This window comes from Amaricoccus sp., assembly GCF_047602525.1.
Classification (GTDB): Bacteria; Pseudomonadota; Alphaproteobacteria; order Rhodobacterales; family Rhodobacteraceae; genus Amaricoccus.
In genome coordinates this window covers 2,961,937-2,987,509 of sequence record NZ_JASGHB010000001.1, presented here as the reverse complement: position 1 = coordinate 2,987,509, position 25,573 = coordinate 2,961,937, and the positions used below count along the sequence as shown (strand labels likewise).

Below are 25,573 nucleotides of genomic sequence, written 5' to 3'. Positions count from 1 at the left end.
GGCCTTTTGAGACGAAGGTCCCGAGATGCCCGCTGTGCTGGTTAACGCCTTTCTGCTCGCGGCGAGCCTCGTCGCCTCGGGCCCGGTGCTTGCCCGTGCCGCCGCCGATCCGGCCCCGGCCTCGCGCGCCCGGGATGCCGAGGCGCTGGCGGCCTGCGAGGCGGCGGCGCTTGCCGCGGCACAGGCGCGCCATCCCGATGCGGTGGAGGTGCAGGCGCTCGAGGACCAGGTGTCCGTGACCGAGACGGCCGGGGGGCAGACCAAGGTGACGGGCGGCGGGCAGTATGCGCCGCAGGTCGGGCAGTGGACGGCGTTCACCTACACCTGCGACTTCAGTCCGACCACCGGGCAGGTGACGCGGATCGAGCTGCCCTGAGGCGGCGTTCACCGGCCGCCGAAGATCCCGATTGCGGAATGCACGGCCGCGTGCCAGCCTTCTCCGAGACGAATTGGAGAGGTCCATGGCACCCAGTCCGCAGACGCCGGGCATCGTCGCCGGACGGCTGTCCCCGCAGGTCCTCGGGGAGAACTTCGCCGACATCGCGCCGCCCCTCACGCCGCACGAGGCGCTCGTCGCGGCCGATCGCTGTTACTTCTGCTACGACGCGCCCTGCACCGCGGCGTGCCCGACCTCGATCGACGTGCCGCTGTTCATCCGGCAGATCCAGGCGGGCCAGCCGGAGGCGGCGGCGCGCACGATCCTCGGCCAGAATATCCTCGGGGGCATGTGCGCCCGGGTCTGCCCGACCGAGACGCTGTGCGAGGAGGCGTGCGTGCGCGAGGCCGCGGAGGGCAAGCCGGTGGAGATCGGCCGGCTTCAGCGCCACGCCACCGATACCGCGCTGTCCCGGCCGCAGCCGTTCCAACGCGCCGCGCCCACCGGCAGGCGGGTGGCCGTGGTCGGCGCCGGACCGGCTGGCCTCGCCTGCGCCCACCGGCTGGCGATGCTCGGGCACGACGTGACGCTGCTCGACGCGCGGCCGAAGCCCGGGGGCCTCAACGAGTTCGGCATCGCCGCGTACAAGAGCGTCGACGGCTTCGCCCAGGAAGAGGTCGCGTGGCTGCTCGGGATCGGCGGCATCACGCTGCGCTCCGGCGAGCGGCTGGGCGAGACGGTGACGCTCGACGGGTTGCGGGCGGCGTTCGACGCGGTGTTCCTCGGCATCGGCCTCACCGGCGTGCGGGCGCTCGGGCTTGCCGCCGCTGGCGCGCGGGTACGGCCGGCGGTCGAGTTCATCGCCGAGGTGCGGCAGGCAGCCGATCTCGACGCCGTGCCGGTCGGCCGGCGGGTTGTGGTGATCGGCGGCGGCATGACCGCGGTCGATGCCGGCGTGCAGGCGAAGAAGCTCGGCGCCGACGAGGTGACGATCGTCTATCGCCGCGGCCGGGAGCACATGTCGGCCAGCGTCTACGAACAGGATCTGGCCGCCACCAATGGCGTGCGCCTCGTCACCGGGGCGACGCCGGTCGGACTGAGGCTGAATGGCAGCGGTGGGCTTGTCGAGTTCGCCCGGCCGGACGGCGAGAGCTTCACGATCCACGCTGACGAGGTGCTGACGGCCATCGGCCAGACGCTCGGCGCCGTGCCGGGCGAGATCGCGCTCGATGGCGGCAAGATCGTCGTCACCGGCCCGGGCCGCACCAGCCTCGCCGGCGTGTGGGCCGGCGGCGACTGCGCCTCCGGCGGCGACGACCTGACGGTGACGGCCGTGGCGGAGGGCCGCGACGCCGCGCTCGACATCCATGCCACGCTCGCGGGGCGCTAGGCGGAGCGGCTCCGGTCGGGCGCGGGCCGATTGTGCCGGCGGCGGTCGGAGCTTATCTCCCCTTCCGTGCGCCACGGCAGGGGTCGAGCGTGTTCGAGAGTTTTGTCCAGTCCGTCATCGAGTTCGTCAGCACGCATCGCGAATGGGCCTGGGCGCTCGCCTTTGCCTTCGCCTTCCTCGAGACGGTGGCCTTCGTCTCGCTGTTCATCCCCTCGACGGTGATCCTTGCGGGGGTCGGCACGCTGATCGCGGCCGACGCGCTCGAGTTCTGGCCGATCTGGGTCGGCGCATCCGCCGGGGCGCTCGTCGGCTCGACGCTGTCCTTCGCGATCGGGCGCCGGTTCGGGCCGGCGGTGTTCGCCGCCTGGCCGCTCAACCGCGACCCCGCGCTGGTGGATCGCGGCCGCGCGGCGTTCGCCCGCTGGGGCACGCCGGCGGTGCTCGCCGCGCACTTCATCGGGCCGCTGCGCTCCGTCGCCTTCATCCTCGCCGGCGCTTCGGCGATGCGCCTGCTCGCGTTCCAGCTCGCCAACGTCCCCGGCGCCCTCGCCTGGGCCTACCTGACGCCGAAGTCGGGCGAGATCGGCGGCGCGCTACTCGGAAGCCTCTGGCGCACCCTGACCGGCGGCGCCTGATCCTGCAGGAGAACTGAGCCATGGCCGATCTGCGCAGCGACTTCGTCGGGATCCGCTCGCCGAACCCGTTCTGGCTCGCTTCCGCCCCGCCGACCGACAAGGAGGTGAACGTGCGGCGCGCCTTTGCGGCCGGATGGGGCGGCGTCGTCTGGAAGACGCTGGGGCTCGACCCGCATATCGTCAACGTCAACGGCCCGCGCTATGGCGCGATCTGGGGGGCCGACCGGCGGCTGCTCGGCCTGAACAACATCGAGCTCATCACCGACCGTCCGCTGGAGGTGAACCTGCGCGAGATCAAGGCGGTGAAGCGCGACTGGCCCGACCGCGCGATGGTCGTCAGCCTGATGGTGCCCTGCGACGAGGAGAGCTGGCGCTCGATCCTGCCGCTGGTCGAGGAGACCGGGGCGGACGGGGTGGAGCTGAATTTCGGCTGCCCGCACGGCATGAGCGAGCGCGGCATGGGCTCTGCCGTGGGGCAGGTGCCGGAATACATCGAGATGGTGGCGCGCTGGTGCAAGGCGGCGACCCGGATGCCGGTGATCGTGAAGCTGACGCCGAACATCACCGACATCAGAAAGCCCGCGCGGGCGGCCAGGGCGGGCGGAGCGGACGCGGTCAGCCTCATCAACACGGTCAGCTCGATCACCTCGGTCAACCTCGACAGCTTCAGCCCCGAACCTTCCATCGACGGCAAGGGATCGCATGGCGGCTATTGCGGCCCGGCGGTGAAGCCGATCGCGCTCAACATGGTGGCCGAGATCGCCCGTGACGCCGAGACCCGCGGCCTGCCGATCTCCGGCATCGGAGGTGTCACCACCTGGCGCGACGCGGCCGAGTTCATGGCGCTCGGCTCGGGCACGGTGCAGGTCTGCACCGCGGCGATGACCTACGGCTTTCGGATCGTCGAGGAGCTGACGGCGGGGCTGTCGGCATGGATGGACGAGAAGGGACACGCCGACCTCGCGGCGTTCCGCGGCCGCGCCGTGCCGAACGTCACCGACTGGCAGTTCCTCAATCTCAACTACGTGGCCAAGGCGCGGATCGACCAGGCGCTCTGCATCCGGTGCGGACGCTGCTATGCCGCCTGCGAGGACACCTCGCATCAGGCGATCGCGATGAAGCCGGGGCGGGTGTTCGAGGTGAAGGACGACGAATGCGTCGCCTGCAACCTCTGCGTCAACGTCTGCCCGGTGGAGGGCTGCATCGACATGGTGCAGTTGCAACCGGGGATGCTGGACGAGCGCACGGGCAAGCCGGTCAGCGCGGACTATGCCAACTGGACGAGCCACCCGAACAACCCGATGGCGCGGGCCGCGGAGTAGTCGCCCGATCCCGCCGCCCGCGCCGGCCGCGTGGTGGACGGCTCCACCCGCGACCGGACGCGCGCCGGGGGGCGTTCAGAGCCTCGGCTGCGTGAGACGTCGCGGCGTTCTTCGCTCTCCAACGATGCCCGAGGCCGGTGCGGCGGCGGTCTTGGTCGCCCGGAAGTGCCCGTACCGGAGATCGGGCGCCGGTCAGACGGTCCACGGCGCATCCGCGTCGGCGGCGATGCCATAGCGCGCGATCGCGTCCGCCACCTGCGCGGGCGTGATCGTCCCGCCGGAAACCAGCGCGGCGAGGGCGGCCACAGCGATGCCGTGGCGGTCGACCTCGAAGAAGGCGCGCAGCGCCTGCCGCGTGTCGCTGCGACCGAAGCCGTCGGTTCCGAGTGCGGTGAAGGGCGCACGCACGTAGGACGCGATCAGCTGCGGATACGCCCGCACGTAGTCCGAGGCGGCGACGATCGGCGCGGGGCCGGCGAGGCAGGTGCCGACATGGGACACCGCCGGCTCGGCCATGGGGTGCAGGCGGTTCGACCGCTCCACCGCCCGCGCGTCCCGCGCCAGCTCCGAGAAGCTGGTCGCCGACCAGACCTCGACGCGCACGTTCCAGTCGTCCGCGAGCATCCGCGCCGCGTGGATCACCTCCGGCAGGATCGCGCCGGAGCCGACGAGCCGGACCTGCGCCGTGCCCCCGGGGCCGAAGCTCCCGAAGCGGTACATGCCCTTGACGATATCCGCCTCGACGCCCGCCGGCAGCGACGGCTGGGCGTAATTCTCGTTCATCGCGGTGATGTAGTAGAATTCATCGCGCTGCTCCTCGAGCATCGCCCGCATCCCGTGGTCGAGGATCACCGCCATCTCGTAGGCGAAGGCCGGATCGTAGGCGCGGCAGTTCGGCACCGTCGCCGCCTGGACGTGGCTGGAGCCGTCCTGATGCTGCAGGCCCTCGCCGCCCAGAGTGGTGCGGCCGGCGGTGGCGCCGATCAGGAAGCCCCGGGCGCGCTGGTCGGCGGCCGCCCAGATCAGATCGCCGACGCGCTGGAACCCGAACATCGAGTAGTAGATGTAGAAGGGCAGCATCGCCGTGCCGTGCACGCTGTAGGAGGTGGCCGCGGCGGTCCAGGACGCGACGGCGCCCGCCTCGGTGATGCCCTCCTCCAAGAGCTGCCCCGTCTCGCTCTCCTTGTAGTAGAGCATCGATCCGGCATCCTCCGGCTCGTAGAGCTGGCCGACGGGGGAATAGATCCCGACCTGACGGAACATGTTCGCCATGCCGAAGGTGCGCGCCTCATCGGCGACGATCGGCACGATGCGCGGGCCGAGCGCCTTGTCCTTGAGAAGGCCGCCGAACATCCGCACCACCGCCATGGTGGTCGAGATCTCCTTGCCGTCGGCCTTGAGCGCGAAGTCGGCGTAGCTGGCGATGGCGGGCACCGCGACCGGGGCGGCCTCGCGCCGGCGGGCGGGGAGGTAGCCGCCGAGCGCGCTGCGGCGCTGGCGCAGGTAGGTCAGTTCCGCGCCGTCCTCGGCGGGGCGATAGAACTCGAGCTTCTCGACCTGCGCGTCGCTGAGCGGCAGGGCGAAGCGGTCGCGGAACGCGAGCAGGGCCTCCACGTCGAGCTTTTTCGCCTGATGCGCGGTCATGCGGGATTCGCCCGCACCGCCCATGCCGTAGCCCTTCTTGGTCTTGGTCAGGATGACCGTGGGCCGGCCCTGGGTGGCCTTCGCCGCCTGGAACGCGGCGAAGAGCTTGCGGAAATCGTGGCCACCGCGCTTCAGCGCGTTGATGTCGGCGTCGGACATGTGCGCGACCAGCGCCCGGACCTCCGGGTCTTCCTCGAAGAAGTTCGCGAGGTTGTAGGCGCCATCCTTGGCGCCGAGCGTCTGATACTTGCCGTCCACGGTCTCGGCGAAACGCCGGAGCAGGGCGTGGTTGGTGTCACGCGCGAAGATGTGGTCCCATTCCGAGCCCCAGAGCACCTTGATGACGTTCCAGCCGGCGCCCTTGAAGAGCCGTTCCAGCTCCGGGATGATCTGGCCGTTGCCCCGGACCGGCCCGTCGAGCCGCTGCAGGTTGCAGTTGATGATGAAGGTCAGGTTGTCGAGCTTCTCGCGCGCGGCGATCGACAGGCCGGCCATCGACTCCGGCTCGTCCATCTCGCCGTCGCCGAACACGCCCCAGACGTGGCGCCGGTCGGTATCCGCCAGCGAGCGATCGCGCAGATAGTGCATGAAGCGCGCCTGATAGATGGCGCTGAGCGGCCCGATGCCCATCGAGCCGGTCGGAACCTGCCAGAAGTCCGGCATCAGCCAGGGGTGCGGGTAGGAGCAGAGGCCGGGGCCGCCGATCTCCTGCCGATAGTGCTTCAGCTGGTCCTCGGTCAGGCGACCTTCGAGAAAGGCGCGCGCATAGACGCCGGGGGCGGAGTGCGGCTGGAAATAGACGACATCGCCGCCGTGGCCGGCCGTCGCGGCGTGGAAGAAGTGGTTGAATCCCAGCTCGAAGATCTCGGCGGCGGAGGCATAGCTCGCGACATGGCCGCCGAGCTCGCCATACGCCTTGTTGGCCCGCATCACCATGGCGAGCGCGTTCCAGCGCATGATCGCCGTGATCCGCGTCTCCATCTCGATATCGCCGGGATAGGGCGGCTGCGTGTCCAGCGAGATGGTGTTGCGATACGGCGAGTAGGGCAGCGAGTCCGCGACGACGCCGAGATCCTTCGCCTTGCGCTCCAGCGCGCTCAGCACGAACTGCGCACGCTGGGGCCCGCCGTTGCGCAGCAGCGAGTTCGAGGGAGTCGAGCCAGTCCGCCGTCTCGGTCGGGTCGTCGTCGATCTTCCGGGAGTCTTCGATCTTCGCGTACGAGTTCATCTCCCACTCCTCCAGAAGTGTGTTCGAGCCGAGTCGGGCGCTCCGCGTCGGCGACGAGATTGCATCAGGACGCGCCGGCGACGCTAGCCAGCGAGCTCGCGCGTGGCGTCGACGGTGCGACGTGTGCGGCCGGGGAAGTCGTTCAGGCGAGGTCCTGCGCGCAGGCCTCGAGCTGGGCGGCGACGGTGCCCCAGCCGTCGAAGAAACCCATGGCCTCGTGCGAGGCGCGGGTTTCGGGGGAGCGGTGGCGGGCGATGGCCGTGTAGGTCGCCGCCGCCGGGGGCGTCGGCGAGGAGCAGGATCGCGGTCATGAACGGCTCCGGCGCCGGCTTCCATCCCTCGGCGTAGGCGTCGGTGAAGACCAGCTTCTCGCCCGGCACCACCTCGAGGTAGACGCCGGTGTTCTCCATCTGGTGCCGTCGACCTCGAAGGTCGTGTTGAACCGCCCGCCGACCCGCAGGTCGAGGTCGACCGACGTCACCTTGTGCGGCGCGGGCACGAAGAAGTGCGGGATGTGCCTCGGGTCGGTCTAGCACTCCCAGATCAGCGCCCGGGGCACCGCCAGCGTGCGGGTGAAGCTCAGGTCGGTCGCGGGGTCCTCCAGCAGCTGGAACGCTCAGCGGCGCGTCGGGTCCTTCGGGGCGAAGGTCGATCGCATGTTTAGCCATCTCTCTGACTAATCGCGGTTCCGGGCGGCGTCACGCGAAAGCTTTGCCAATCGGCTAAGTGTTGAGGCGTTGCCGCACGAGAATGGCGCGGAAGTCGTTGACGTTGGTCCCGGTCGGGCCCGTGACGAAGAGATCGCCCAGCCGGTCGAAAGCGGTCCACGCGTCGTTGCCGCCGAGGCAGGCGACCGGGTCGAGGCCGCCGGCGCGCAGGCGGGCGGCGGTCGTGCCGTCGGCAAAGGCGCCGGCGTTCGGCTCGGACCCGTCGATGCCGTCGGTGTCGGCGGCAAGGGCGGCGAGGTCCGTGCCCTCGGCGGCGATGGCGAAGGCGAGCAGGAACTCGCTGTTGCGGCCGCCCCGCCCGCCCGCCCCGCGCAGCGTGACCGTCGTCTCGCCGCCGGAGAGGATCGCCACCGGCCGGGCGAACGGGCGGCCGCGCGCCGCGACCTCGCGGGCGATGGCGGCATGGACCCGGCCGACGTCGCGCGCTTCGCCCTCGATGGCGTCCGAGAGGATCACCGCCGGCAGGCCGGCGGCTTCCGCCGCCGCTGCCGCCGCCTCGAGGGACAGCCGGGCGGAGGCGATCACCCGCACCTCGTTTCGCGCGAAGCGGTGGTCGCGGGGATCGGGCGCCGCGGCCTCCGGGCGTTGCAGCCACGCCGCGGCACCGGGCGGCAGCGCGATGCGCCAGGACGCGACGAGGGTGCGGGCGTCGGCGAGCGACAGCGGATCGGGGACCGTGGGGCCGGAGGCGACCTGTGCGGGATCGTCGCCGGGCACGTCGGAGACCACGAGGCTGACCACCCGCGCCGGCCACGCCGCCGCGGCAAGGCGGCCGCCCTTGATGCCGGAGACGTGCTTGCGGATCGCGTTCATCACCGAGATCGGCGCGCCGGAGGCGAGCAGCGCGCGGTTGAGCGCCGCCTCGTCGTCGAGGCCGAGCGGCCCGGGCGGGCTCGGCAGCAGCGACGACCCGCCGCCGCAGACGAGCGCGACCACCAGATCGTCGGGCCCGAGGTCGCGCACCGCGTCGAAGAGCGCGCGCGCCGCGTCGATGCCGGCGGCGTCGGGCACCGGATGCGCCGCCTCGAGCACGCGGATGCGCTCGGTCGGGCAGCCGTAGCCGTAGCGCGTGACGACGACGCCTTCGAGCGGGCCGTCCCAGAGGCGTTCAAACGCCGCCGCGAGCTGGGCCGCGCCCTTGCCGGCACCGATGACCACGGTTCGCCCGGCAGGTCGTGCCGGCAGGTGGCGGCGCAGCGCCGTCTCCGGGTCAGCCGCGTGCACCGCGGCATCAAAGAGCCGGGAGAGGAGCGCGCGATCGTCCGGGCTCATGCCGGCGATCCCGCCCGCAACGCCCGGCGCGGGCTGGCGGCGGGCACGTCCGGTGGTGGCAGTCGGCAGGGTCGTGCAGGCATTGGTCTTGCTCCCTCTCGCGCAGCCTTAGCGCGGGTGGGGCCTGCTCGCCAAGGCGCTCGGCATGGGGGGGCGCGGCCGGGAAGCGCAGCGTCGGGATGCAACCTGGGACCGGCAGCGCTCCTTGATGCCCGTTGGGGGGACGGTAGGCCGGCGCGCTGGGCGGCCTATCGGCCTCGTCCGACTTTTCGTCAGAGGGGGACATCCGCCATGCTCCGCCGCCCCGCCTCCGCACCCGCCGGGCAGCCGCGGCGGATGACGGCGCTGGCCGCCGGGCGGCGCGCCCGCCGCATCTCGGGTGGGTGGGTCAGTTTTCGCTGGTGAGCCCGGAAGGATTCGAACCTTCGACCAATTGATTAAGAGTCAACTGCTCTACCACTGAGCTACGGGCCCGACTCTGCCAGCGAGACCTTCAACCTGGTGAGCCCGACAGGATTCGAACCTGTGACCCGCTGATTAAAAGTCAGCTGCTCTGCCAACTGAGCTACGGGCCCACTAGGCCGGGAGACCTATGCGGAGCGGCCTTCCCGGTCAACCCGGATCGCCGTCCCATCCCCCGAAATGTGGCTGTTTCCCGAAGCTTTCGCCTGCACAGCGCGGCCCTAATGACGGAAGACGCCGGCCCCGTCAAGGCCGGAAGCGCGGTTTGGTTGAGGAGAACGTAAGAGGTACGCGTCCGTCGTCCGTCGGCGTCCGTCGACGGACGGAAATCAGCTGTCCCGCCGGACGCCGGACGGCAGCGACCATGCTCGTGCAGCGACTGCGGGGCCGGTCGCGCCGGAGGCTGGCCCGGGGCGCCGGGTTCTCCTATAACCCGCCTCCATGGACGGCGAATCCCACCGCCAGCATCGCCAGCCCCGGGACCTGCGGTTCCTCAAGATGCACGGGCTCGGCAACGACTTCGTCATCCTCGACGCCCGGGCGGGCAGCGAGGCGATGACGCCTGCGCTGGCGCGCGCGCTCGGCGACCGGCACCGCGGCGTGGGCTTTGACCAGCTCGCGGTGATCCGCAATGGCGCGGGCGTCGCGGCCGAGATCGACTTCTGGAATTCCGACGGCACCGAGGCGGATGCCTGCGGCAACGCCACCCGCTGCGCCGCGCGGCTGCTCATGGCGGAGTCTGGGCTCGCGGCCGTGGAGCTGCGCACCGGCCGCGGCGTGCTGCGGGCCGAAGACGCCGGGGGAGGGCTGACGCGCGTCAACATGGGGGCGCCGGTCAGCGACTGGCGGGCGATCCCGCTGGCGCGCGACGTTGACCTCGACGCGCTGCCGATCGAGACGCCGCTCAGGGTTCGGCCCGGGGCGGCGGGGATGGGCAATCCGCACTGCGTCTTCGTGGTTCCCGATGCCGAGGCGGTGGATCTGGCCGCGCTCGGGCCGCGGGTCGAGCACGATCCGCTCTTTCCCCGGCGCACCAACGTCGAGGTGGTGCAGATCCTCGATCGCGAGACGATCCGGATGCGGGTGTGGGAACGCGGCGGGATGATCACGCTCGCCTGCGGGTCCGGCGCCTGCGCGGCGGCGGTGGTTACGGCGCGGCGCGGCCTGACGGAGCGCGGCGTGACGGTGCGCCTCGACGGGGGCGACCTGCGCGTCGACTGGCGCGACGACGGCGTCTGGATGACCGGGCCAACGGCGCTGGTGTTCGAGGGGCGGCTGTCGCACGACTTCCTGGCGGCGCTGGCATGAAGCCGCCCGTCTTCGCCACTATGGGCTGCCGGCTCAACGCCTACGAGACCGAGGCGATGAAGGGCCTCGCCGAGGCGGCCGGTGTCGGCGACGTGGTGGTGGTGAACAGCTGCGCGGTGACGGGCGAGGCGGTGCGGCAGGCGCGCCAGCAGATCCGTCGGCTGGCGCGGCAGAATCCGGGCGCGAAGGTGGTGGTGACCGGCTGCGCGGCGCAGACCGATCCCGGCGCGTTCGCGGCGATGCCGGAGGTCGACCATGTGCTCGGCAACGCCGAGAAGCTGCGGCCCGACGCCTGGGCGCGGCTGAAGGGCGGTGAGGCGGGCGTGGACGTCGGCGACATCATGGCCGAGCGCGAAAGCCCGGCGCCGATCGTCGACGGGCTGGGCACGCGGGCGCGCGCCTATGTGCAGGTGCAGAACGGCTGCGACCATCGCTGCACCTTCTGCATCATTCCCTACGGCCGCGGCAACTCGCGCAGCGTGCCGGCGGCAACGGTGGTCGAGCAGGTCGCCCGTCTGGTGGACCGCGGCTTCAACGAGGTGGTGCTGACCGGCGTCGACGTGACGAGCTGGGGGGCCGACCTCGAGGGGGCGCCGAAGCTCGGCGATCTGGTGGCCGGGATTCTCGCGCGGGTGCCCGGTCTGCCGCGGCTCCGGCTGTCGTCGATCGATTCGGTCGAGGCCGATCCGCGCCTGCTCGAGGCGATCGCCGGCGAGGCGCGGCTGATGCCGCACCTGCACCTGTCGTTGCAGGCGGGCGACAACCTGATCCTGAAGCGGATGAAGCGCCGGCACCTGCGCGACGACGCCATCGCCTTCTGCGAGAGCGTGCGCGCGGCGCGGCCGGAGGTGGTGTTCGGCGGCGACATCATCGCGGGCTTTCCGACCGAGACCGAGGCGATGTTCGAGAACTCGCTGCGCCTCGTCGAGGAGTGCGGGCTGACGTGGCTGCACGTCTTCCCGTTCAGTCCGCGCACGGGCACGCCGGCGGCGCGGATGCCGCAGGTCGCCGGTGAGGCGATCCGCGAGCGGGCGGGGCGGCTGCGCGCGCTCGGCGCCGCGCGGGTCGAGGCGCATCTGGCCGAGATGGCCGGGCGGCGGGTCGAGCTGCTGATGGAGAAGCCGGACCTCGGCCGGACAGAGGGGTTTGCCCAGACCCGGCTTGCCGGGGCCTGGCGCCCGGGCGCCGTGGTGCCGGCGCTCATCACCGGGCGCGAAGCCGGACTGCTGGTCGCCGAGGCAGCCTGACCCGACGTCAGGCCGCAAGCCAGCAGGGTTGACTTTGCCTGCTTTCTCACGATCTTGTGCGGCGGTGTGCCGTGCGGTTGGCCGTTTGCGCGGCGGGGGATCTGGAGACCATTCCGCATGCTGAGGCGCTTGCTTATTGCGATCGTCGTCCTCGTTGTGATCGTCGGCGGGATTGTCGGGTACAACTTCTTCGTCGCGAAGATGATTGGCCAGTACTTTGCCAACATGACGCCACCGCCGGTTGCCGTGTCGGTGGTCGAGGCCACGCCCGTCACCTGGAAGCCCGGGATCGAGGCGATCGGCACCGCGCGGGCGGCGCAGGGCGTGAGCCTTGCCTCGGAGACCAGCGGCATCGTCAAGGAAATCCTGTTCAACGCCAACGACAAGGTCGAGACCGGCCAGCGGCTCGTGCAGATCGACGACGCGGTCGAGGCGGCCGATCTCGCCGCGGCGCAGGCCGAGCTGGAGCTGGCACAGACCCAGCTCGAGCGGCAGCGCACGCTGCGCGAGCGCGGCGTCACCGCGATCAACGACCTCGACGTGGCGCAGGCCAGCGCCTCGAGCGCGCAGGCGCAGGTGCTGAAGCTGACCGCGGTGATGAACCAGAAGAGCATCGAGGCACCGTTCGGCGGCGTGATCGGCATCGCCCAGATCGACGTCGGCCAGTTCGTCTCGGCCGGCACCGTGCTCGCGACCCTGCAGGATCTCGACAACATGCGGGTCGACTTCTCGCTGCCGGAGCAGCAGATCCCCATGGTGAGGATCGGCATGCCGGTGTCGGCGACCAGCGAGGTCGGCGATCTGCAGATCCGCGGCAAGATCATCGCCATCGAGCCGAAGATCGACCCGAACAGCCGCCTCGTCACGGTGCGTGCGCAGCTCGACGATCCGGGCGCGGGGCTGAACCCCGGACAGTTCATCCGCGTCTGGGTCGAACTGCCGGAGGAGCAGGGGGTGATGGCGCTGCCGCAGACGGTCGTCACCTCGAACCTCTACGGCGACTCGGTGTTCGTGGTGCGGACGCAGGGCGAGGGCGACCAGGCGAAGCAGACCGTGGAGCAGGTGTTCGTGAAGACCGGCCGCCGCTCCGGCCAGCTGGTCGAGATCGCCGACGGCATCGCGGCCGGCGACGAGGTGGTGAGCGCGGGCCAGAACCGCCTGACCAGCGGCGCCGCGGTCAAGATCGACAACACGGTCAACCCGCTGCCCGCGGCGGCCAACTGAAGGCGGCGCGGCGATGCATTTCAGCGAGCTCTTCATCCGCCGGCCCGTGCTCTCGACGGTGCTGGCGGCGTTTATCCTGCTGGTCGGCATCTACGGCATCGTCAACCTGCAGGTGCGCGAGTACCCGGAGGTCGAGGAGACGGTGGTGACGATCACCACCACCTACCGTGGCGCGCAGCCGGACCTGATCCAGGGCTTCATCACCGCACCGATCGCCGCCGCCGTGGCGACGACCGAGAACATCGACTACGTGACGTCGCAGTCGACGCCCTCGGCGAGCGTGGTCAGCGTCCACATGAAGCTCGGGTCCAACCCGGACGTGGCGCTGACCGAGGTGCTCTCCAAGGTGCAGGGCGTGCGCGGCGAGCTGCCCGACGAGGCCGACGATCCGGTGATCGTCAAGGGCACCGGCATGCAGTTCGCGCTGATGTACCTCGCGGCGCTCAGCCCCAACATGACGCCGGAACAGTTGACCGAATACCTCGAGCGGGTGATCCGGCCGCGGATGTCGACGATCGAGGGCGTCGCCGAGATCCAGATCATCGGCGCGTCGAACTATACCATGCGGGTGTGGATCGACCCGCTGCAGCTGGCGGCGCGGAACGTCACCGCGACCGAGGTGCTGCAGGCGATCCAGGCGTCGAACTTCCTCGCCGCGCCGGGCAAGACGGAAAACGAGTACGTCCTGCACAACATCAACATGCAGACGACGCTGCAGACGCCGGAGGCGTTCGGCGCGCTGCCGCTGCGTTCGGAGGACGGCAACGTGGTGCGGCTGCGCGACGTGGCGCGGATCGAGCTGGCGGCCGACGAGCGGCAGGAGGTCGTCACCTTCAACTCGAAGCCCGGGACGTTCATCGGTGTCTTCCCGACCCCGGCGGCCAACCCGCTCGACACCGCCGCGGCGGTGGTGAAGGAGCTGCCGGCGATCAACGCCTCGCTGCCGAAGGGCATGCAGATCGAGCTGGTCTACGATTCGACCGAAACGATCTCGGCGTCGATCCACGAGGTGTTCAAGACCATCGCCGAGGCCGTGGCGATCGTCGTCGTCGTCATCCTGCTGTTCCTCGGCTCGTTCCGCTCGGTGCTGATGCCGGTGGCGACGATCCCGTTGTCGCTGATCGGCGTCTGCGTGGTGCTGCTGGCGCTCGGCTACTCGATCAACCTCCTGACGCTGCTCGCCATGGTGCTGGCGATCGGGCTGGTGGTCGACGACGCCATCGTCGTGGTCGAGAACATCCACCGGCACATCGATGAGGGATTGCCGCCGCTCGAAGCGGCGATCACCGGCATGAAGGAAATCACCGGGCCGGTGGTGGCGATGACGCTCACCCTCGCGGCGGTGCTGGCGCCGCTCGGCTTCACCGGCGGGCTCACCGGCGCGCTGTTCCGCGAGTTTGCCTTTGCGCTGGCCGGCGCGGTCATCCTGTCCGGCGTCGTGGCGCTGACGATCACGCCGACCATGTCGGCGCGGCTGCTCACCCACGGCAACGTCAGCCGGTTCCAGGCGTTCGTCGACCGCACCTTCGATCGCGTGGCGAACTGGTACGAGCGGCGGGTGTCGAGTTCGCTCGACTATCGCCCGGTGACGCTGCTCATGGTCGTGGCGCTGCTCGGCGTCACGGTGTTCATGTTCAGGCACACCACCTCGGAGCTGGCGCCCGAGGAGGATCAGGGCGCGCTGTTCGCGATCCTGAACGGCCCGCGCTATGCGACGCTCGACTACACCCAGCTCTACACCGACCGGATTTCGCAGCTGACCCGCGGCATCGACGAGGTGGATACCGAGTTCTCGATCGCCGGCGTCAACCGGCAGACCAATTCGGGCTTCTACATCTGGGTGATGAAGGACTGGGCCGACCGCAGCCGGTCGCAGAAGGAGATCCAGCAGGACATCCAGGGCCGGCTCGGCGAGCAGACCGGCGTCGAGGCCTTCGTTTTCGCGCCCCCGACCCTGCCGGGGGCGGGCGGGGGCCTGCCGATCTCGGTGGTGATCCAGTCGATCCACGATCCGCAGCGCGTGGTCGAGGTGGCCGATCAGGTGAAGGCCAAGGCGAAGGCGTCGGGGCGCTTCATCGTCGTGCAGAACTCCATGTCCTTCGACTCGCCCGAGGTGCGGATCACCATCGACCGCGAGCGGGCGGCGGCGCTGAACGTGCCGGTGAGCGACATCGGCAACACCCTCGGCCTGCTGGTCGGCGGCGGGTCGATCGGGCAGTTCGACCGCGACTTCGAACAGCTATGACGTCATCACCCAGGTGCCGCGACAGTTCCGGGACAACCCCGAGAGCCTCGGGCAGTTCTTCGTGCGCGCGGCGACGGGCGAGATGGTGCCGCTGAGCTCGCTGGTGAAGATCGAGACCGCGGCGAACGCGGTGGCGATCGAGCAGTTCAACCAGCTCAACTCCGCGACGATCTCGGCGCTGCCGCTGCCCGGGGTGACGACCGGCGACGGGCTGGCCGAGATCCAGCGGATCATCAACGAGGTGAAGCCCGAGGGCTTCTTCATCGACTACGCCGATCAGTCGCGGCTCGAGGTGTCGCAGGGCAACACCATCCTCATCGCCTTCGCCCTCGCGATCGTGGTCATCTATCTGGTGCTGGCGGCACAGTTCGAGAGCTTCCGCGATCCGTTCATCATCCTGATGTCGGTGCCGCTGTCGATCTTCGGCGCGGTGCTGCCGTTGAACCTCGGCCTCGGGACGCTGAACATCTACACCCAGGTCGGGCTCATCACGCTGATCGGGCTCATCACCAAGCACGGCATCCTGCTCGTCGAGTTCGCCAACCAGCAGCGCGAGGAGCATGGGCTCTCGAAGCGGGACGCCATCGTCGCGGCGGCGAAGATCCGGCTGCGGCCGATCCTGATGACGACGGCGGCGATGGTGCTCGCGGTGGTGCCGCTCATCATCGCCGAGGGCGCCGGCGCGGCGGCGCGGTACTCGATGGGTCTGGTCATCTTCACCGGCCTGCTGGTCGGGACGGGCTTCACGCTGTTCGTGGTGCCGATGTTCTACACGCTGATCTCGCCGGAGCATCATGCGGTGCGGGTCGGGCACGAGCACGCGGGTGGGGGCGAGGAGCCGCACCACGCGTGAAGCCGTCAGCGCGTCGGTGATCCGTGCCGCCCGCTTCGACGCGAATCACGCGTCGGGATCGTAGAGGTAGCCCTCGCCGTGGACGGTGCGCAGGGTCCGGCTGGCGCGGGCGGCTTCGCCGATCTTGGCGCGCAGGCGGGTGACGCGGATGTCGATCGAGCGGTCGCCCGGTTCGAGCGGCCGGCCGTGGGCCAGCTCGGCGAGGCGGGCGCGGCTGAGGATCTGCCGGGGATGCCGGACGAAAACGTCGAGCAGGTCGAACTCCATCGCGGTGAGCGCGATGCTGCGACCCTCGGCATCGCGCAGGCAGCGCCCGACCGGGTCGAAGCTACAGCGGCCCATGCGTACCGCGGGCGCCGGGGCATCGGGCGCGGGGGGCTGCGACGGTTCGAGGCGGCGCAGCACGGCGCGAATCCGCGCCAGCAGTTCGCGTGGCTCGAACGGCTTTTCCATGAAGTCGTCGGCTCCGGCGCGCAGCCCGTCGAGGCGGGTCTCGAGCGTCCCGGCCGCGGTCAGCAGGATGACGCCGGCGGCGAGGCCGGCGGCGCGCAGACGGGCGAGCGCGGCGAGCCCGGTTTCACCCGGCATGTTGATGTCGAGCACGATCACGTCCACCGGCCCGGCGGCCAGCCGGGCGCCAAGCTCCGGGGCATCGGCGGCGGTCGAGACGTCGAACCCCTGCATGTCGAGGTAATCGGCCAGCATCGCGCGCAGGTCGGGTTCGTCGTCGGCCACGAGGACGCGCGCGCGGGTCATTCCGGCGCGCCCCCGGAGATGCGGCGGTGCACCTCGGCGGCGAGGGCGGCGAGGTCGAGCGGTTTCTCGAACACCGGCAGGCCGATGCCGTCGGCACGTGCGCCGAGGTCGCTGCCGAAGGAGTCGCCGGTGATCATCAGGATGCGCCCGGCCAGCGCCGGCCAGCGGCGCTGGATCTCGCGGGCGAGCGTGGTGCCGTTCATGTCCGGCATCCTGAGGTCGCTCACCACCAGGTCGATGCCGCCCGCGGCGAGCGTCGCGAGCGCGCGGCGGCCGCTCGACGCGGTGGCGACGCCGAGTCCGTCGCAGGCCAGCCGTTCGGCGAGGAGCGCCGCGATTTCCGGCTCGTCGTCGACGACGAGCACCCGGCCGCGGCCGGGTGCGGAGGCGGCGCCGATCGGCCGCGGCGTCGCCCCCTGCGCGGAGCGGGGAAGGTAAAGGCGGAACCGCGCGCCGGCGCCCGGGGCGGTGTCGAGTTCGATGCGGCCGCCGTGCGCCTCGACGATGCCGTTGCAGACCGAGAGCCCGACCCCGGTGCCCAACCCTTGCGGCTTGGTGGTGAAGAACGGCTCGAACGCGCGCTTGGCGACGGCGGGCGTCATGCCGGGGCCGTTGTCGGCGACCTCGAGCACCACGCCCGCCTCTTCCCAGGCGCGGAGCGTCAGCCGCCGCGGCCGCGCCGCGCCGATGAGCGCCTGCTGGGCATTGACGACGAGGTTCACCACCACCTGGTGCAGCTGATCTGCATCCGCATGGACCGCCGCGAGGCCGGGCGGCATGTCGACGCTCACCTCAACATCGGCGCCGCGCAGGCCATAGGCGGCGAGGTCGAGCGCGCCCGACACCACCTCGCCCAGCGCCACCGCTTCGCGGCGCTCCGGGCGCGAGCGCGCCATGGCGAGAAAGGTGCGGACGATCCGCGCGCAGCGCTCCGCGGCGGCGTGGATCTTCTCGATCCGCGCCCGGGTGGCGCCGTCGATCTCGGTTTCGCGCAGCATCGAGCAGTAGCCGACGACGACCGAGAGCGGGTTGTTGAGCTCGTGCGCGACGCCCGCGAGCAGGGCGCCGAGGGCGGTCAGCTTCTCGCTCTGGTGCAGCGCCTCGCGCGAGCGGGCGGCCTCCGACTGTGCGGCGCGCAGCGCGGTCAGGTCGACGGACGTGGTGACGATCGCCGGCTCGCCCTCGAAGACGATGGGGCGCGAGGTGAGCGACACCGGCACCTCCCTGCCGTCGGCGCGGCGGAGCGTCACCTCGAAGTCTGTCACCTCGCGCCCGGCCGCCATCTCGGCATAGAGCCAGTCGCGCGTCGCCGGGTCGGGATAGAGGGTGTCGCGGTCGAAGCCGTCGAGACCGGCGGCCTCGAGGCCGTAGAGGCGATGGTACGGCTCGTTGACGAACAGGAGCCTGCGGTCGTCGAGCCGGGCGATGTTCATCGGCACGGGGTTGGCGGCGTTGATCGCGCGCAGCCGCGCCTCGGCGAGGCGGACGCGCAGCACGCCGCGGCGCACGGCGCGGGCGGCGCACCAGATCGCGGCGAGGGCCGCGAGCAGGATGAGGCCGTAGGGCAGGGCGGCGCGGGCGTCGGCGCGGGCGGCAAAGACGCCGCACGCCGCGATGGTGAGCAGGAGCCCGAGGGCCGCGGCGCGGATCGTCCGGGCTTCCATCCGGTCCTGCCGGGCAATGTCGTCCGGTGCCGGCGCCTGCTGCAGTGCGACCATCGCCTTCCCCTCCACGGGAGCGGCTTCCCCCGGGCGCCCTTTGCACTGCGCGCGCCGTCCAGCGATGGCGCGGCTTTGCCAAGCTTCGCGGGGGATTGTATCAAGGATCGCGGAGGTCGGGGAGCGGGGATGGCGCGGATCGCGGTCGTCGACGACGAGGAGGCGGTGCGGGAGATGCTCGCCGACTACCTCGGCTCGATCGGGCACGAGGTGGTCATGGCCGCCGATGGCGAGGGGCTTGAACGACTGCTCGCTGCCGGGGCGCCGCCCGCGCTCTTCGTGCTCGACGTCGGCTTGCCGGGGCAGGACGGGCTTCAGCTGGCGCGGCTGCTGCGCGCGCGGCTCGACCCGGGGATCGTGATGCTGACCGGCGCGGGCGATCTCGTCGACCGGGTGGTCGGGCTCGAGATCGGCGCGGACGACTATATCGCGAAGCCGGTGGTGCTGCCCGAGCTGGCGGCGCGCATCGACGCGGTGCTGCGCCGCCGCCGGCCCGGTTCCGGGGGCGAGGGGCTGCCGTTCGGGGCTTACCGGCTGGACCTGCGCGGCTTTCGCCTGCTCGACCGGAGCGGGCGGCTGGTCGAGCTGAGCCCGATGGAGGTCGATCTCGTCGCGGCATTCGCCACCAACCCGGGCAAGGTTCTGTCGCGCGACGACCTGATGCGCCTTGCGCCGCCGCGCGACGACGACAGCAACGATCGCTCGATCGACCACCGCGTCACCCGCCTGCGCCGCAAGCTGGAGGCGGACCCGGAGCACCCGCAGCTCGTCAAGACGGTCCGGGGCATGGGCTACGTCTTTCCGGGTTGAGCCGTTGGACGCGGGCGGCGGGCGCCCTACACCAGAGTCATGCGCCCCGCCGATCTCCTCGTGCCGCGCCCGGAGGGGCTGTATTGCCCGCCCGGCGACTTCTTCATCGACCCGGTGCGGCCGGTGGCGCGGGCGCTGGTCACGCACGCGCATTCCGACCATGCGACGCCCGGGCACGGTGCCGTGCTGGCGACGCGGGAGACGCTCGACATCATGGCGATCCGCATGGGCGCGGGCCTCGCCGGCGCGACGCAGGCGGCGGCCTATGGCGAGCGGATCGAGGTCGGCGGCGTCACGGTGGCGTTCCACCCGGCCGGCCACGTACTCGGCTCGGCGCAGATCGCGGTGGAGCGCGCCGGCTTTCGCATCGTCGCGGCGGGCGACTACAAGCGCACGCCGGACCCGACCTGTGCCGCCTTCGAGCCGGTGCGGGGAAACGTGTTCATCACCGAGGCGACGTTCGGCCTGCCGGTGTTCCGCCATCCCGATCCGCTCGGCGAGGCGGGCAAGCTCCTGCACTCGCTGGCGCAGTTTCCCGAGCGCACGCACCTCGTCGGGGTCTACGCCCTCGGCAAGGCGCAACGGCTCATCGCGCTGATCCGGGCCGCCGGGCACGCCGGGCCGATCTTCCTGCACGGCGCGCTGCGGCGGATCTGCGACTACTACGCGAGCCGCGGCATCGACCTCGGCGAGCTGCCCGACGCCACCGTGGCGCCCGGGCGCGGGCGCGACTTTGCCGGACAGATCGTCCTCGGGCCGAGTTCGGCGTTTGCCGGCGCCTGGGTGCGGCGGTTTGCCGATCCGCTGATCGGCTTTGCCTCCGGCTGGATGCAGGTGCGCGCCCGGGCGCGGCAGCGTGGGGTGGAGCTGCCGCTGATCGTCTCGGACCATTGCGACTGGGCCGAGCTCACCGCGACGATCGACGAGCTCGATCCCGGCGAGCTGTGGGTGACGCATGGGCGCGAGGAGGGGCTGGTGCGCTGGTGCAGCCTGCACGGGCGGGCGGCGCGGCCGCTGCACCTCGTGGGCTACGAGGACGAGGCGGAGGACTGATGCGCCGTTTCGCCGAGCTGCTCGAACGCCTCGCCTTCACGCCGGCGCGCAATGGCAAGCTGCGGCTGATCGTCGACTATCTGCGCACCACGCCGGACCCAGATCGCGGCTGGGGGATCGCGGCGATCACCCGTGACCTGACGCTCGACGCGGTGAAGCCGGCGCTGTTGCGCGCGCTTGCGACCGGCCGGATCGACGCGGAGCTGTTTGCGCTGTCCTACGATTTCGTCGGCGATCTGGCCGAGACGGTGGCGCTGGTCTGGCCGGACCCGACCGGGCCGGTGGCCGACCCGCGGCTCGGCGAGGTGGTCGACGCCCTGCGCGCGGCCTCGCGACGCGAGGCGCCGCAGGTGGTGGAGCGCCTGCTCGACCGGCTGGACGGATCGGAGCGGTTCGCCCTGCTGAAGCTCGTGACCGGGGGCCTGCGGGTCGGCGTCTCGGCGCGGCTGGCGAAGCAGGCGCTGGCCGACTTCGGCGGGGTCGACGTGACCGAGATCGAGGAGCTGTGGCACGGCCTCTCCCCGCCCTGCGAGCCGCTGTTCGCGTGGCTGGCCGGAACGGCCGGGAAGCCCGCCCCGGCCGTCTGCGCGCCGTTCCGGCCGGTGATGCTGTCGCATCCGCTGGAGGAGCGCGACCTCGAGCGGCTGGATCCGGCGGATTTCGTCGCGGAGTGGAAGTGGGACGGCATCCGGGTGCAGGCGGTGAGCGACGCGGGCGGGCGCCGGCTCTACTCGCGCACCGGCGACGATATCTCCGGCGCGTTCCCCGATCTGGTTGACGCGCTGGACTTCGACGCCGCGATCGACGGCGAGCTGCTGGTGCGGCGCGAGGATGGCAGCATCGCGACGTTTTCCGACTTGCAGCAGCGGCTGAACCGCAAGACGGTGAGCGTGGCGCAGCTGCGCCGCTACCCCGCCCACCTGCGCGCCTATGACCTGCTGCACGCGGGCCCGCGGGACCTGCGCCCCGAGCCGTTCGATGTGCGCCGCGCGGCCCTGGAAACGCTGGTGGCCGGGCTCGACCCCGGGCGCGTCGATGTCTCGCCGCTGCTGCCGATGGCCGGGTGGGACGATCTGGCGCGGCTGCGCGCGGCGCCGCCCGATCCGGTGATCGAGGGCGTGATGCTGAAGCGGCGCGACTCGGTGTACGTGCCGGGGCGGCCGAAGGGGCTGTGGTTCAAGTGGAAGCGCGACCCGCACGTCATCGACGCGGTGCTGATGTATGCCCAGCGCGGCCACGGCAAGCGGTCGGGGTATTATTCCGACTACACCTTCGGCCTGTGGACCGACGACGGCAGCCTGACGCCGGTCGGCAAGGCATACTTCGGGTTCACCGACGAGGAGTTGGGCCAGATCGACCGCTGGGTGCGCTCGAACACCACCGAGCGGTTCGGCCCGGTCCGTGCCGTCCGTGCCGAGCCCGGGCACGGGCTGGTGCTCGAGGTGGCATTCGAGGGACTGGCGCGCTCGACCCGTCACCGATCCGGCGTCGCCATGCGGTTTCCCCGGATCGCGCGGCTGCGCTGGGACAAGCCGCCGGCCGAGGCGGATACGCTGGAAACGCTGGAGGCGCTGCTGCCGGACTAGCGGCAGCAGCGCTGCGGGCCTCAGAGATCGGGATCGTCGAGCAATCCCGCCTGACGGCTGACGAGCGAGATGCCGGCACCGACCAGCGCCGCAGCGACGAGGATCATCAGGCCCGTGTCGTCCATCGGCTCGTCGCCGAACATGTCCGACACCGTGGCAATCGCCGCCATCGCCGCCGTGGCGCCGAACCAGATCATTGGCTCGCGGCGCATGATGGCCCGCAGGTTGAGCGGGGCAGCCGGCGGGCGCCAGCCGGCGAGGCGCGGCAGGAACACCGGCGTCAGGCTGGCCCAGCCGACGAACGCGATGCCGAAGCGGCGGAACAGCCGGGCCTCCTCGGCGAGGATCGTGCGCTCGTAGTAGACCGCCAGCCAGAGCGCGCAGGCAACGCCGAGGACGAGATCCTGAGTATAGAGGATGATCCCGACCATGATGAGGCTGTTCGCCAGATAGACCGGATTGCGGGTCATCGAGTAGAAGCCGCTGGCATCAAGCTCGTCGCGGGCGAGCGGGTGGCAGCCGGCGAGGCCGGCGCGCACGCCGAGTCCGGCGATCACCAGGAGGATGCACGCCGTCTCGTAGACTTCCCCCCAGAAGGGGCCGACCTGCGCCTCGATCGGCTCGGCCCGCGTGGCCGCAAGGAAGGCCAGCGGCACGAACGCGAGCAACCCCAGCAAACGCCAGAAACCCGGATGTGGGGACCGGCGCATCGTTTCGCTGAGAAACATCGTGTGCTCCTGCTCTCGAGTCTTGTTTTTGTTGATCCTGAGTATGTGGCCGCGCAGGGATTGCGATCAAGTGGTGAGGCACGGTGTTGCCGCGATCAGCAAAGCTGCGCGTGCCATACCTGAATGAGCCGAAAATGCGGCGAAATCACGCAAATTCCGTTGCTTGCCGGGCCGCTTCCGGCTGACGCAGGCGGTCGCCGCGCCGGGACGGCGGCGAACTGACCAGTGCGGCGTCTGCGGAGCGGCGAATCACCCGGAGTCGCGGCGGGCGTTGCCGTTTCGAGACAGCTCCGGGCAGGCGATTCACCTTGAGCGCGACACGAACTTGTAAAGAAGAGGTAAAGCCGGCAATATCCCGACACTTACGGGGAGATCCTGAACCATGGCACCGCTCGAGGAGCGCATCGCCTACGGGCGGAAGATCAGGGAGCGGGCCTCGCTCCTGCTGGAGGCGTATGGCGAGACCGCGCTGATGCAGGCGCGCTCCGCCGCTGACCAGCCGGGACTGCCGGCGGCGGAACGGTCGTTCTGGGCGTCGGTGGCCGAGCGGATCGTGCGGTCCACCGCGTCGGTCGAGCCGCTCGCCAACTGAGCGGCGGGGCCTGCGCCGCCGCTCTGCCGGCCCTCCCGCTCAGGCGTGCTCGGCGAGCAGCGCGCGGAACTGCGACGGGAACGCCTGGTAGATCCACGTCTCCGACATCGCCTGCCCCTCGTGGCTGAGGAAGAGGCGGAGGTCGATCGGCTCGTCACCCGGCTCGTCGCCGAAGTCGAGGTCGAAGGTCACACGCCAGCGGTCGGTCGTGGCGATCGGGAAGGCGAAGACGAGGCCGAGCGTGCCGCGGCTCGCCTCCACCACCGCCGTCACGCCGCTGGAGCGGTCGAGGCCCTCGAGACCCTTGCCGTCGAGGTCGAGCACGTACTTCACCGTGTTGGGCGGGCGCACCTGACCGGGCACGCCGCCCGCGCCGACCCGGGTGGCGATGAACCGGGCAACGGCCTGCGGCGGCGAGTCGTTCACCCAGTCGAGCGTGTAGCTGAGGTTGAACTCCTTGCCGGCGGTGGCCGGATCGCCCGGATTCCAGAAGGCGACGATGTTGTCGTGGATCTCGTCGTTGGTCGGCAGCTCGATCAGCATCACCGAGCCGGGGCCCCAGTCGCCCTTGGGCTGGATCCAGGCGGACGCGCGCTTCTCGTAGAACACGCCGTCGTCCTGGTACTGCTCGAAGCTGCGCTCGCGCTGGCCGAGGCCGAAGCCCTTCACGCTCGCGGCGCCGAAGGCGTTGGCCATGACGCGCGGCGGGTTGTTGAGCGGGCGCCAGATGCGCTCGCCCGAGGCGAGCCACATCTCGAGGCCGTCGCTGTCGTGGATTTCGGGGCGCCAGTCCGGGCCGACGAAGCGGTTGTTCTTGCCGTACCAGAACATCGAGGTGAGCGGCGCGATGCCGAGGCGGTCGATGTCGCCGCGCAGGAAGATGTCGGCGTCGATGGTCTGGAACACCCCCTTGCCCGGCTGGTGCCGGGTGTCGAGGCGGTAGGCGCCGGTCACGCGCGGACCTTCGAGCAGGGCGGTGATGACGATGCCGCCATCGGGCGCCTGCTCGAGCCAGAACTTGGTGAAGCGGGGAAACTCCTCCGGCCCCGGGCCGCCCGAGTCGATGGCGAGGCCGCGGGCGGACAGGCCGAACTGGCCGGAATAGCCGGAAGTGCGGAAGTAGGAGGCGCCGAGGATCGCCAGCCAGTCGTTCTGCTGGTCGGGGTCCATCACCCGGAAGCCGGCGAAGCCCGCGTGCTTCAGCTGCCGCGCCGGGTGGTCGGCGGGCATGTCGAAGAGGTCGAGCGAGAACTCGATCTCGCGCGCCTTGCCGTCGGCGACGGCGTAGATCGCCACCGGCTCCTTGAAGTAGCGGCCGGGGTGGAAGAAGCGGACCTTCGCCGCCCCCGGCACGTCGCCCCAGAGGGTGCGGTCGGGGCGGTAGGTGATCTTGTTGTGCAGGTCGTAGTCGATGGTTTCGAGCAGCGCCGCGTCGGGCACCTCCGGGGCGGCGTAGGGCTTCTTCGCCAGGTCGCGCGCCATCTGGCGCACCTGGTCGAAGGAGAAGGCCGCGGCCTTGCCCATGTCCGGATCTTCGGCGGCCGCGGGCCTCGGCAGCACCGGCAGCGTGCCGGCGACGATCGCGGTGGCCATCACTTGGCGGCGGGTGGGGCGCAAGCTCATCCGGGAGGCTCCTGCTGTCGGATCGCATTGCGGCCGGATGCTATCGCCGGCTCGCCCGGGCCTCAAGCGGGGGAAAGGGGCGGCGTCCCGCCCGTCTCCCCGCCGGTGCGCGGGGTACGCGGTGCGGGAGCCTCCGGCGGGAGTATTTCGCGCCGAGAAAAAGCCGGAAGGGCCGGTTCAGAGGCAGATGCCGTCGATCAGGACGCCGCCGGAGCCGCCGTCATCGCAGGACTTCTGGCCGGGAGCGCGGTAGGGGCCCTTGTCGCCGCTGCAGCCGGCAGTGAGCAGGGCGGCGGCGAGGGCGAGCGCCAGTGTCCATCGGGCCATGGCGGGTGTCTCCTCAGACCGAGAGCATGGGGCCGAGCGGCTTGCCGGCGAGGATGTGCAGGTGCATGTGCGGCACCTCCTGATGGGCGTCCTCGCCGCAGTTGGCGAGCAGGCGGCAGCCGGCGCCGCCAGCGCCCGGCGCGACGCCCAGTTCGGTGCAGAGGCGCGCCACGGTGCGGGTGAAGTCGACGATCTCGACCTCGCTCGCGGCGGCGGCGAAGTGGTCGTAGGTGACGTAAGCCCCCTTCGGGATCACCAGCACATGCACCGGCGCCTGCGGGCGGATGTCGCGAAAGGCGAGGGTGTGCTCGGTGTCGGCCACCGTGTCGTTCGGAATCTCGCCGCGCAGGATTCGGGCGAAGATGTTGCTGTCGTCGTAGTCGTAGGCCATGCCGCTCGTCCCCCGGTTGCAGCCGTGGTCAGGGAGCCAACGGCGAACCGGCGCC

19 protein-coding genes, 2 tRNA genes and 2 pseudogenes are annotated in these 25,573 nt (G+C 71.1%); 12 read left to right on the top strand and 11 right to left on the bottom strand.

Going from position 1 to position 25,573, the window contains the following annotated elements; genetic code table 11:
- Nucleotides 1-25: 25 nt before the first annotated feature.
- The 4 genes from QM699_RS15265 to preA all read left to right on the top strand — a co-directional run bounded on the left by QM699_RS15265 (nucleotide 26) and on the right by preA (nucleotide 3,723).
- The gene (locus QM699_RS15265) at nucleotides 26-376 is read left to right on the top strand and encodes a hypothetical protein (RefSeq protein WP_415011927.1); all 351 of its coding nucleotides are present in this window, start codon (nucleotides 26-28) and stop codon (nucleotides 374-376) included.
- Nucleotides 377-461: 85 nt separating this feature from the next.
- Nucleotides 462-1,766 carry an NAD(P)-dependent oxidoreductase gene (locus QM699_RS15260; RefSeq protein ID WP_415011926.1) on the top strand — a complete coding sequence of 435 codons (1,305 nt, stop codon included), beginning with the start codon at nucleotides 462-464 and terminating at the stop codon, nucleotides 1,764-1,766.
- 89 nt (nucleotides 1,767-1,855) lie between these two features.
- Nucleotides 1,856-2,401, top strand: a complete 546-nt coding sequence (locus tag QM699_RS15255; RefSeq protein ID WP_415011925.1) for a DedA family protein — start codon at nucleotides 1,856-1,858, stop codon at nucleotides 2,399-2,401.
- Between the two features lie 20 nt (nucleotides 2,402-2,421).
- Complete coding sequence (gene preA / locus QM699_RS15250) at nucleotides 2,422-3,723, top strand: NAD-dependent dihydropyrimidine dehydrogenase subunit PreA (RefSeq protein ID WP_415011924.1); 1,302 nt, start codon at nucleotides 2,422-2,424, stop codon at nucleotides 3,721-3,723.
- 192 nt (nucleotides 3,724-3,915) lie between these two features.
- Here the strand turns inward: preA and mdeB are convergent, their stop codons facing one another.
- The 5 genes and pseudogenes from mdeB to QM699_RS15225 all read right to left on the bottom strand — a co-directional run bounded on the left by mdeB (nucleotide 3,916) and on the right by QM699_RS15225 (nucleotide 9,170).
- The gene (gene mdeB, locus QM699_RS15245) at nucleotides 3,916-6,471 is read right to left on the bottom strand and encodes an alpha-ketoglutarate dehydrogenase (protein WP_415011923.1); all 2,556 of its coding nucleotides are present in this window, start codon (nucleotides 6,469-6,471) and stop codon (nucleotides 3,916-3,918) included.
- Nucleotides 6,472-6,737: 266 nt separating this feature from the next.
- A pseudogene (locus tag QM699_RS15240) lies at nucleotides 6,738-7,202 on the bottom strand (SRPBCC family protein).
- Nucleotides 7,203-7,317: 115 nt separating this feature from the next.
- A complete protein-coding gene (locus QM699_RS15235) occupies nucleotides 7,318-8,595 on the bottom strand; it encodes a glycerate kinase type-2 family protein (RefSeq protein WP_415011922.1) in 1,278 nt (425 codons plus the stop codon).
- A gap of 399 nt (nucleotides 8,596-8,994) precedes the next feature.
- Nucleotides 8,995-9,069: transfer RNA gene (locus QM699_RS15230), tRNA-Lys, on the bottom strand.
- Between the two features lie 25 nt (nucleotides 9,070-9,094).
- Nucleotides 9,095-9,170 (bottom strand) — tRNA-Lys (locus tag QM699_RS15225).
- A gap of 328 nt (nucleotides 9,171-9,498) precedes the next feature.
- Between QM699_RS15225 and dapF the strand changes: the two genes are divergently transcribed.
- The 4 genes and pseudogenes from dapF (at nucleotide 9,499) to QM699_RS15205 (ending at nucleotide 15,934) form a co-directional block, all read left to right on the top strand.
- On the top strand, nucleotides 9,499-10,365 hold the full coding sequence (gene dapF / locus QM699_RS15220; protein ID WP_415011921.1) for a diaminopimelate epimerase: 867 nt from the start codon (nucleotides 9,499-9,501) through the stop codon (nucleotides 10,363-10,365).
- Nucleotides 10,362-11,612, top strand: a complete 1,251-nt coding sequence (mtaB, locus tag QM699_RS15215) for a tRNA (N(6)-L-threonylcarbamoyladenosine(37)-C(2))-methylthiotransferase MtaB (RefSeq protein ID WP_415011920.1) — start codon at nucleotides 10,362-10,364, stop codon at nucleotides 11,610-11,612. The genes dapF and mtaB overlap by 4 nt, the downstream gene beginning before the upstream one ends.
- 117 nt (nucleotides 11,613-11,729) lie before the next feature.
- A complete protein-coding gene (locus QM699_RS15210) occupies nucleotides 11,730-12,836 on the top strand; it encodes an efflux RND transporter periplasmic adaptor subunit (RefSeq protein ID WP_415011919.1) in 1,107 nt (368 codons plus the stop codon).
- Between the two features lie 13 nt (nucleotides 12,837-12,849).
- Nucleotides 12,850-15,934, top strand: a pseudogene (locus QM699_RS15205) (efflux RND transporter permease subunit).
- Nucleotides 15,935-15,979: 45 nt separating this feature from the next.
- On the opposite strand, the gene QM699_RS15200 reads toward QM699_RS15205, so the two are convergent.
- Both QM699_RS15200 and QM699_RS15195 read right to left on the bottom strand, forming a co-directional pair.
- Nucleotides 15,980-16,690, bottom strand: coding sequence for a response regulator (locus QM699_RS15200; RefSeq protein WP_415011918.1), 711 nt, complete (start codon nucleotides 16,688-16,690; stop codon nucleotides 15,980-15,982).
- Nucleotides 16,687-18,408, bottom strand: coding sequence for an ATP-binding protein (locus tag QM699_RS15195; protein WP_415011917.1), 1,722 nt, complete (start codon nucleotides 18,406-18,408; stop codon nucleotides 16,687-16,689). Before QM699_RS15195 ends, QM699_RS15200 begins: the two co-directional genes overlap by 4 nt.
- A gap of 129 nt (nucleotides 18,409-18,537) precedes the next feature.
- Here QM699_RS15195 and QM699_RS15190 point away from each other — a divergent pair, with 129 nt between their 5' ends.
- From QM699_RS15190 to QM699_RS15180, 3 genes are read left to right on the top strand one after another with little or no spacing between them, the layout of a single operon-like run.
- A complete protein-coding gene (locus QM699_RS15190; RefSeq protein WP_415011916.1) occupies nucleotides 18,538-19,218 on the top strand; it encodes a winged helix-turn-helix domain-containing protein in 681 nt (226 codons plus the stop codon).
- 39 nt (nucleotides 19,219-19,257) lie between these two features.
- Complete coding sequence (locus QM699_RS15185; protein WP_415011915.1) at nucleotides 19,258-20,271, top strand: ligase-associated DNA damage response exonuclease; 1,014 nt, start codon at nucleotides 19,258-19,260, stop codon at nucleotides 20,269-20,271.
- Nucleotides 20,271-21,857, top strand: coding sequence for a cisplatin damage response ATP-dependent DNA ligase (locus tag QM699_RS15180; RefSeq protein ID WP_415011914.1), 1,587 nt, complete (start codon nucleotides 20,271-20,273; stop codon nucleotides 21,855-21,857). The genes QM699_RS15185 and QM699_RS15180 overlap by 1 nt, the downstream gene beginning before the upstream one ends.
- 20 nt (nucleotides 21,858-21,877) lie before the next feature.
- Here QM699_RS15180 and QM699_RS15175 read toward each other — a convergent pair whose 3' ends face one another.
- On the bottom strand, nucleotides 21,878-22,585 hold the full coding sequence (locus QM699_RS15175) for a methyltransferase family protein (protein ID WP_415011913.1): 708 nt from the start codon (nucleotides 22,583-22,585) through the stop codon (nucleotides 21,878-21,880).
- 382 nt (nucleotides 22,586-22,967) lie between these two features.
- On the opposite strand from QM699_RS15175, the gene QM699_RS15170 reads away from it, so the two are divergent.
- Nucleotides 22,968-23,177, top strand: a complete 210-nt coding sequence (locus tag QM699_RS15170; RefSeq protein ID WP_415011912.1) for a hypothetical protein — start codon at nucleotides 22,968-22,970, stop codon at nucleotides 23,175-23,177.
- 39 nt (nucleotides 23,178-23,216) lie between these two features.
- On the opposite strand, the gene QM699_RS15165 is transcribed toward QM699_RS15170, so the two are convergent.
- From QM699_RS15165 to QM699_RS15155, 3 genes are all read right to left on the bottom strand, one after another.
- Nucleotides 23,217-24,800: a glucan biosynthesis protein gene (locus QM699_RS15165; RefSeq protein ID WP_415011911.1), complete on the bottom strand. Its 1,584-nt coding sequence runs from the start codon at nucleotides 24,798-24,800 to the stop codon at nucleotides 23,217-23,219.
- Between the two features lie 177 nt (nucleotides 24,801-24,977).
- Nucleotides 24,978-25,127: a hypothetical protein gene (locus QM699_RS15160; protein ID WP_415011910.1), complete on the bottom strand. Its 150-nt coding sequence runs from the start codon at nucleotides 25,125-25,127 to the stop codon at nucleotides 24,978-24,980.
- 13 nt (nucleotides 25,128-25,140) lie between these two features.
- Complete coding sequence (locus QM699_RS15155; protein ID WP_415011909.1) at nucleotides 25,141-25,518, bottom strand: HIT domain-containing protein; 378 nt, start codon at nucleotides 25,516-25,518, stop codon at nucleotides 25,141-25,143.
- Between the last annotated feature and the right edge of the window lie 55 nt (nucleotides 25,519-25,573).

Bases quoted from the DNA above. Each gene is read 5' to 3' on its own strand.
- QM699_RS15260 (WP_415011926.1), top strand. From the start codon at position 462: ATGGCACCCAGTCCGCAGACGCCGGGCATCGTCGCCGGACGGCTGTCC.
- QM699_RS15160 (WP_415011910.1), bottom strand. From the start codon at position 25,127: ATGGCCCGATGGACACTGGCGCTCGCCCTCGCCGCCGCCCTGCTCACT.
- QM699_RS15190 (WP_415011916.1), top strand. From the start codon at position 18,538: ATGGCGCGGATCGCGGTCGTCGACGACGAGGAGGCGGTGCGGGAGATG.
- QM699_RS15235 (WP_415011922.1), bottom strand. From the start codon at position 8,595: ATGAGCCCGGACGATCGCGCGCTCCTCTCCCGGCTCTTTGATGCCGCG.
- QM699_RS15185 (WP_415011915.1), top strand. From the start codon at position 19,258: ATGCGCCCCGCCGATCTCCTCGTGCCGCGCCCGGAGGGGCTGTATTGC.
- QM699_RS15210 (WP_415011919.1), top strand. From the start codon at position 11,730: ATGCTGAGGCGCTTGCTTATTGCGATCGTCGTCCTCGTTGTGATCGTC.
- preA (WP_415011924.1), top strand. From the start codon at position 2,422: ATGGCCGATCTGCGCAGCGACTTCGTCGGGATCCGCTCGCCGAACCCG.
- QM699_RS15180 (WP_415011914.1), top strand. From the start codon at position 20,271: ATGCGCCGTTTCGCCGAGCTGCTCGAACGCCTCGCCTTCACGCCGGCG.
- QM699_RS15165 (WP_415011911.1), bottom strand. From the start codon at position 24,800: ATGAGCTTGCGCCCCACCCGCCGCCAAGTGATGGCCACCGCGATCGTC.
- QM699_RS15265 (WP_415011927.1), top strand. From the start codon at position 26: ATGCCCGCTGTGCTGGTTAACGCCTTTCTGCTCGCGGCGAGCCTCGTC.
- QM699_RS15155 (WP_415011909.1), bottom strand. From the start codon at position 25,518: ATGGCCTACGACTACGACGACAGCAACATCTTCGCCCGAATCCTGCGC.
- dapF (WP_415011921.1), top strand. From the start codon at position 9,499: ATGGACGGCGAATCCCACCGCCAGCATCGCCAGCCCCGGGACCTGCGG.
- QM699_RS15175 (WP_415011913.1), bottom strand. From the start codon at position 22,585: ATGTTTCTCAGCGAAACGATGCGCCGGTCCCCACATCCGGGTTTCTGG.
- mtaB (WP_415011920.1), top strand. From the start codon at position 10,362: ATGAAGCCGCCCGTCTTCGCCACTATGGGCTGCCGGCTCAACGCCTAC.
- QM699_RS15200 (WP_415011918.1), bottom strand. From the start codon at position 16,690: ATGACCCGCGCGCGCGTCCTCGTGGCCGACGACGAACCCGACCTGCGC.
- QM699_RS15195 (WP_415011917.1), bottom strand. From the start codon at position 18,408: ATGGTCGCACTGCAGCAGGCGCCGGCACCGGACGACATTGCCCGGCAG.
- QM699_RS15170 (WP_415011912.1), top strand. From the start codon at position 22,968: ATGGCACCGCTCGAGGAGCGCATCGCCTACGGGCGGAAGATCAGGGAG.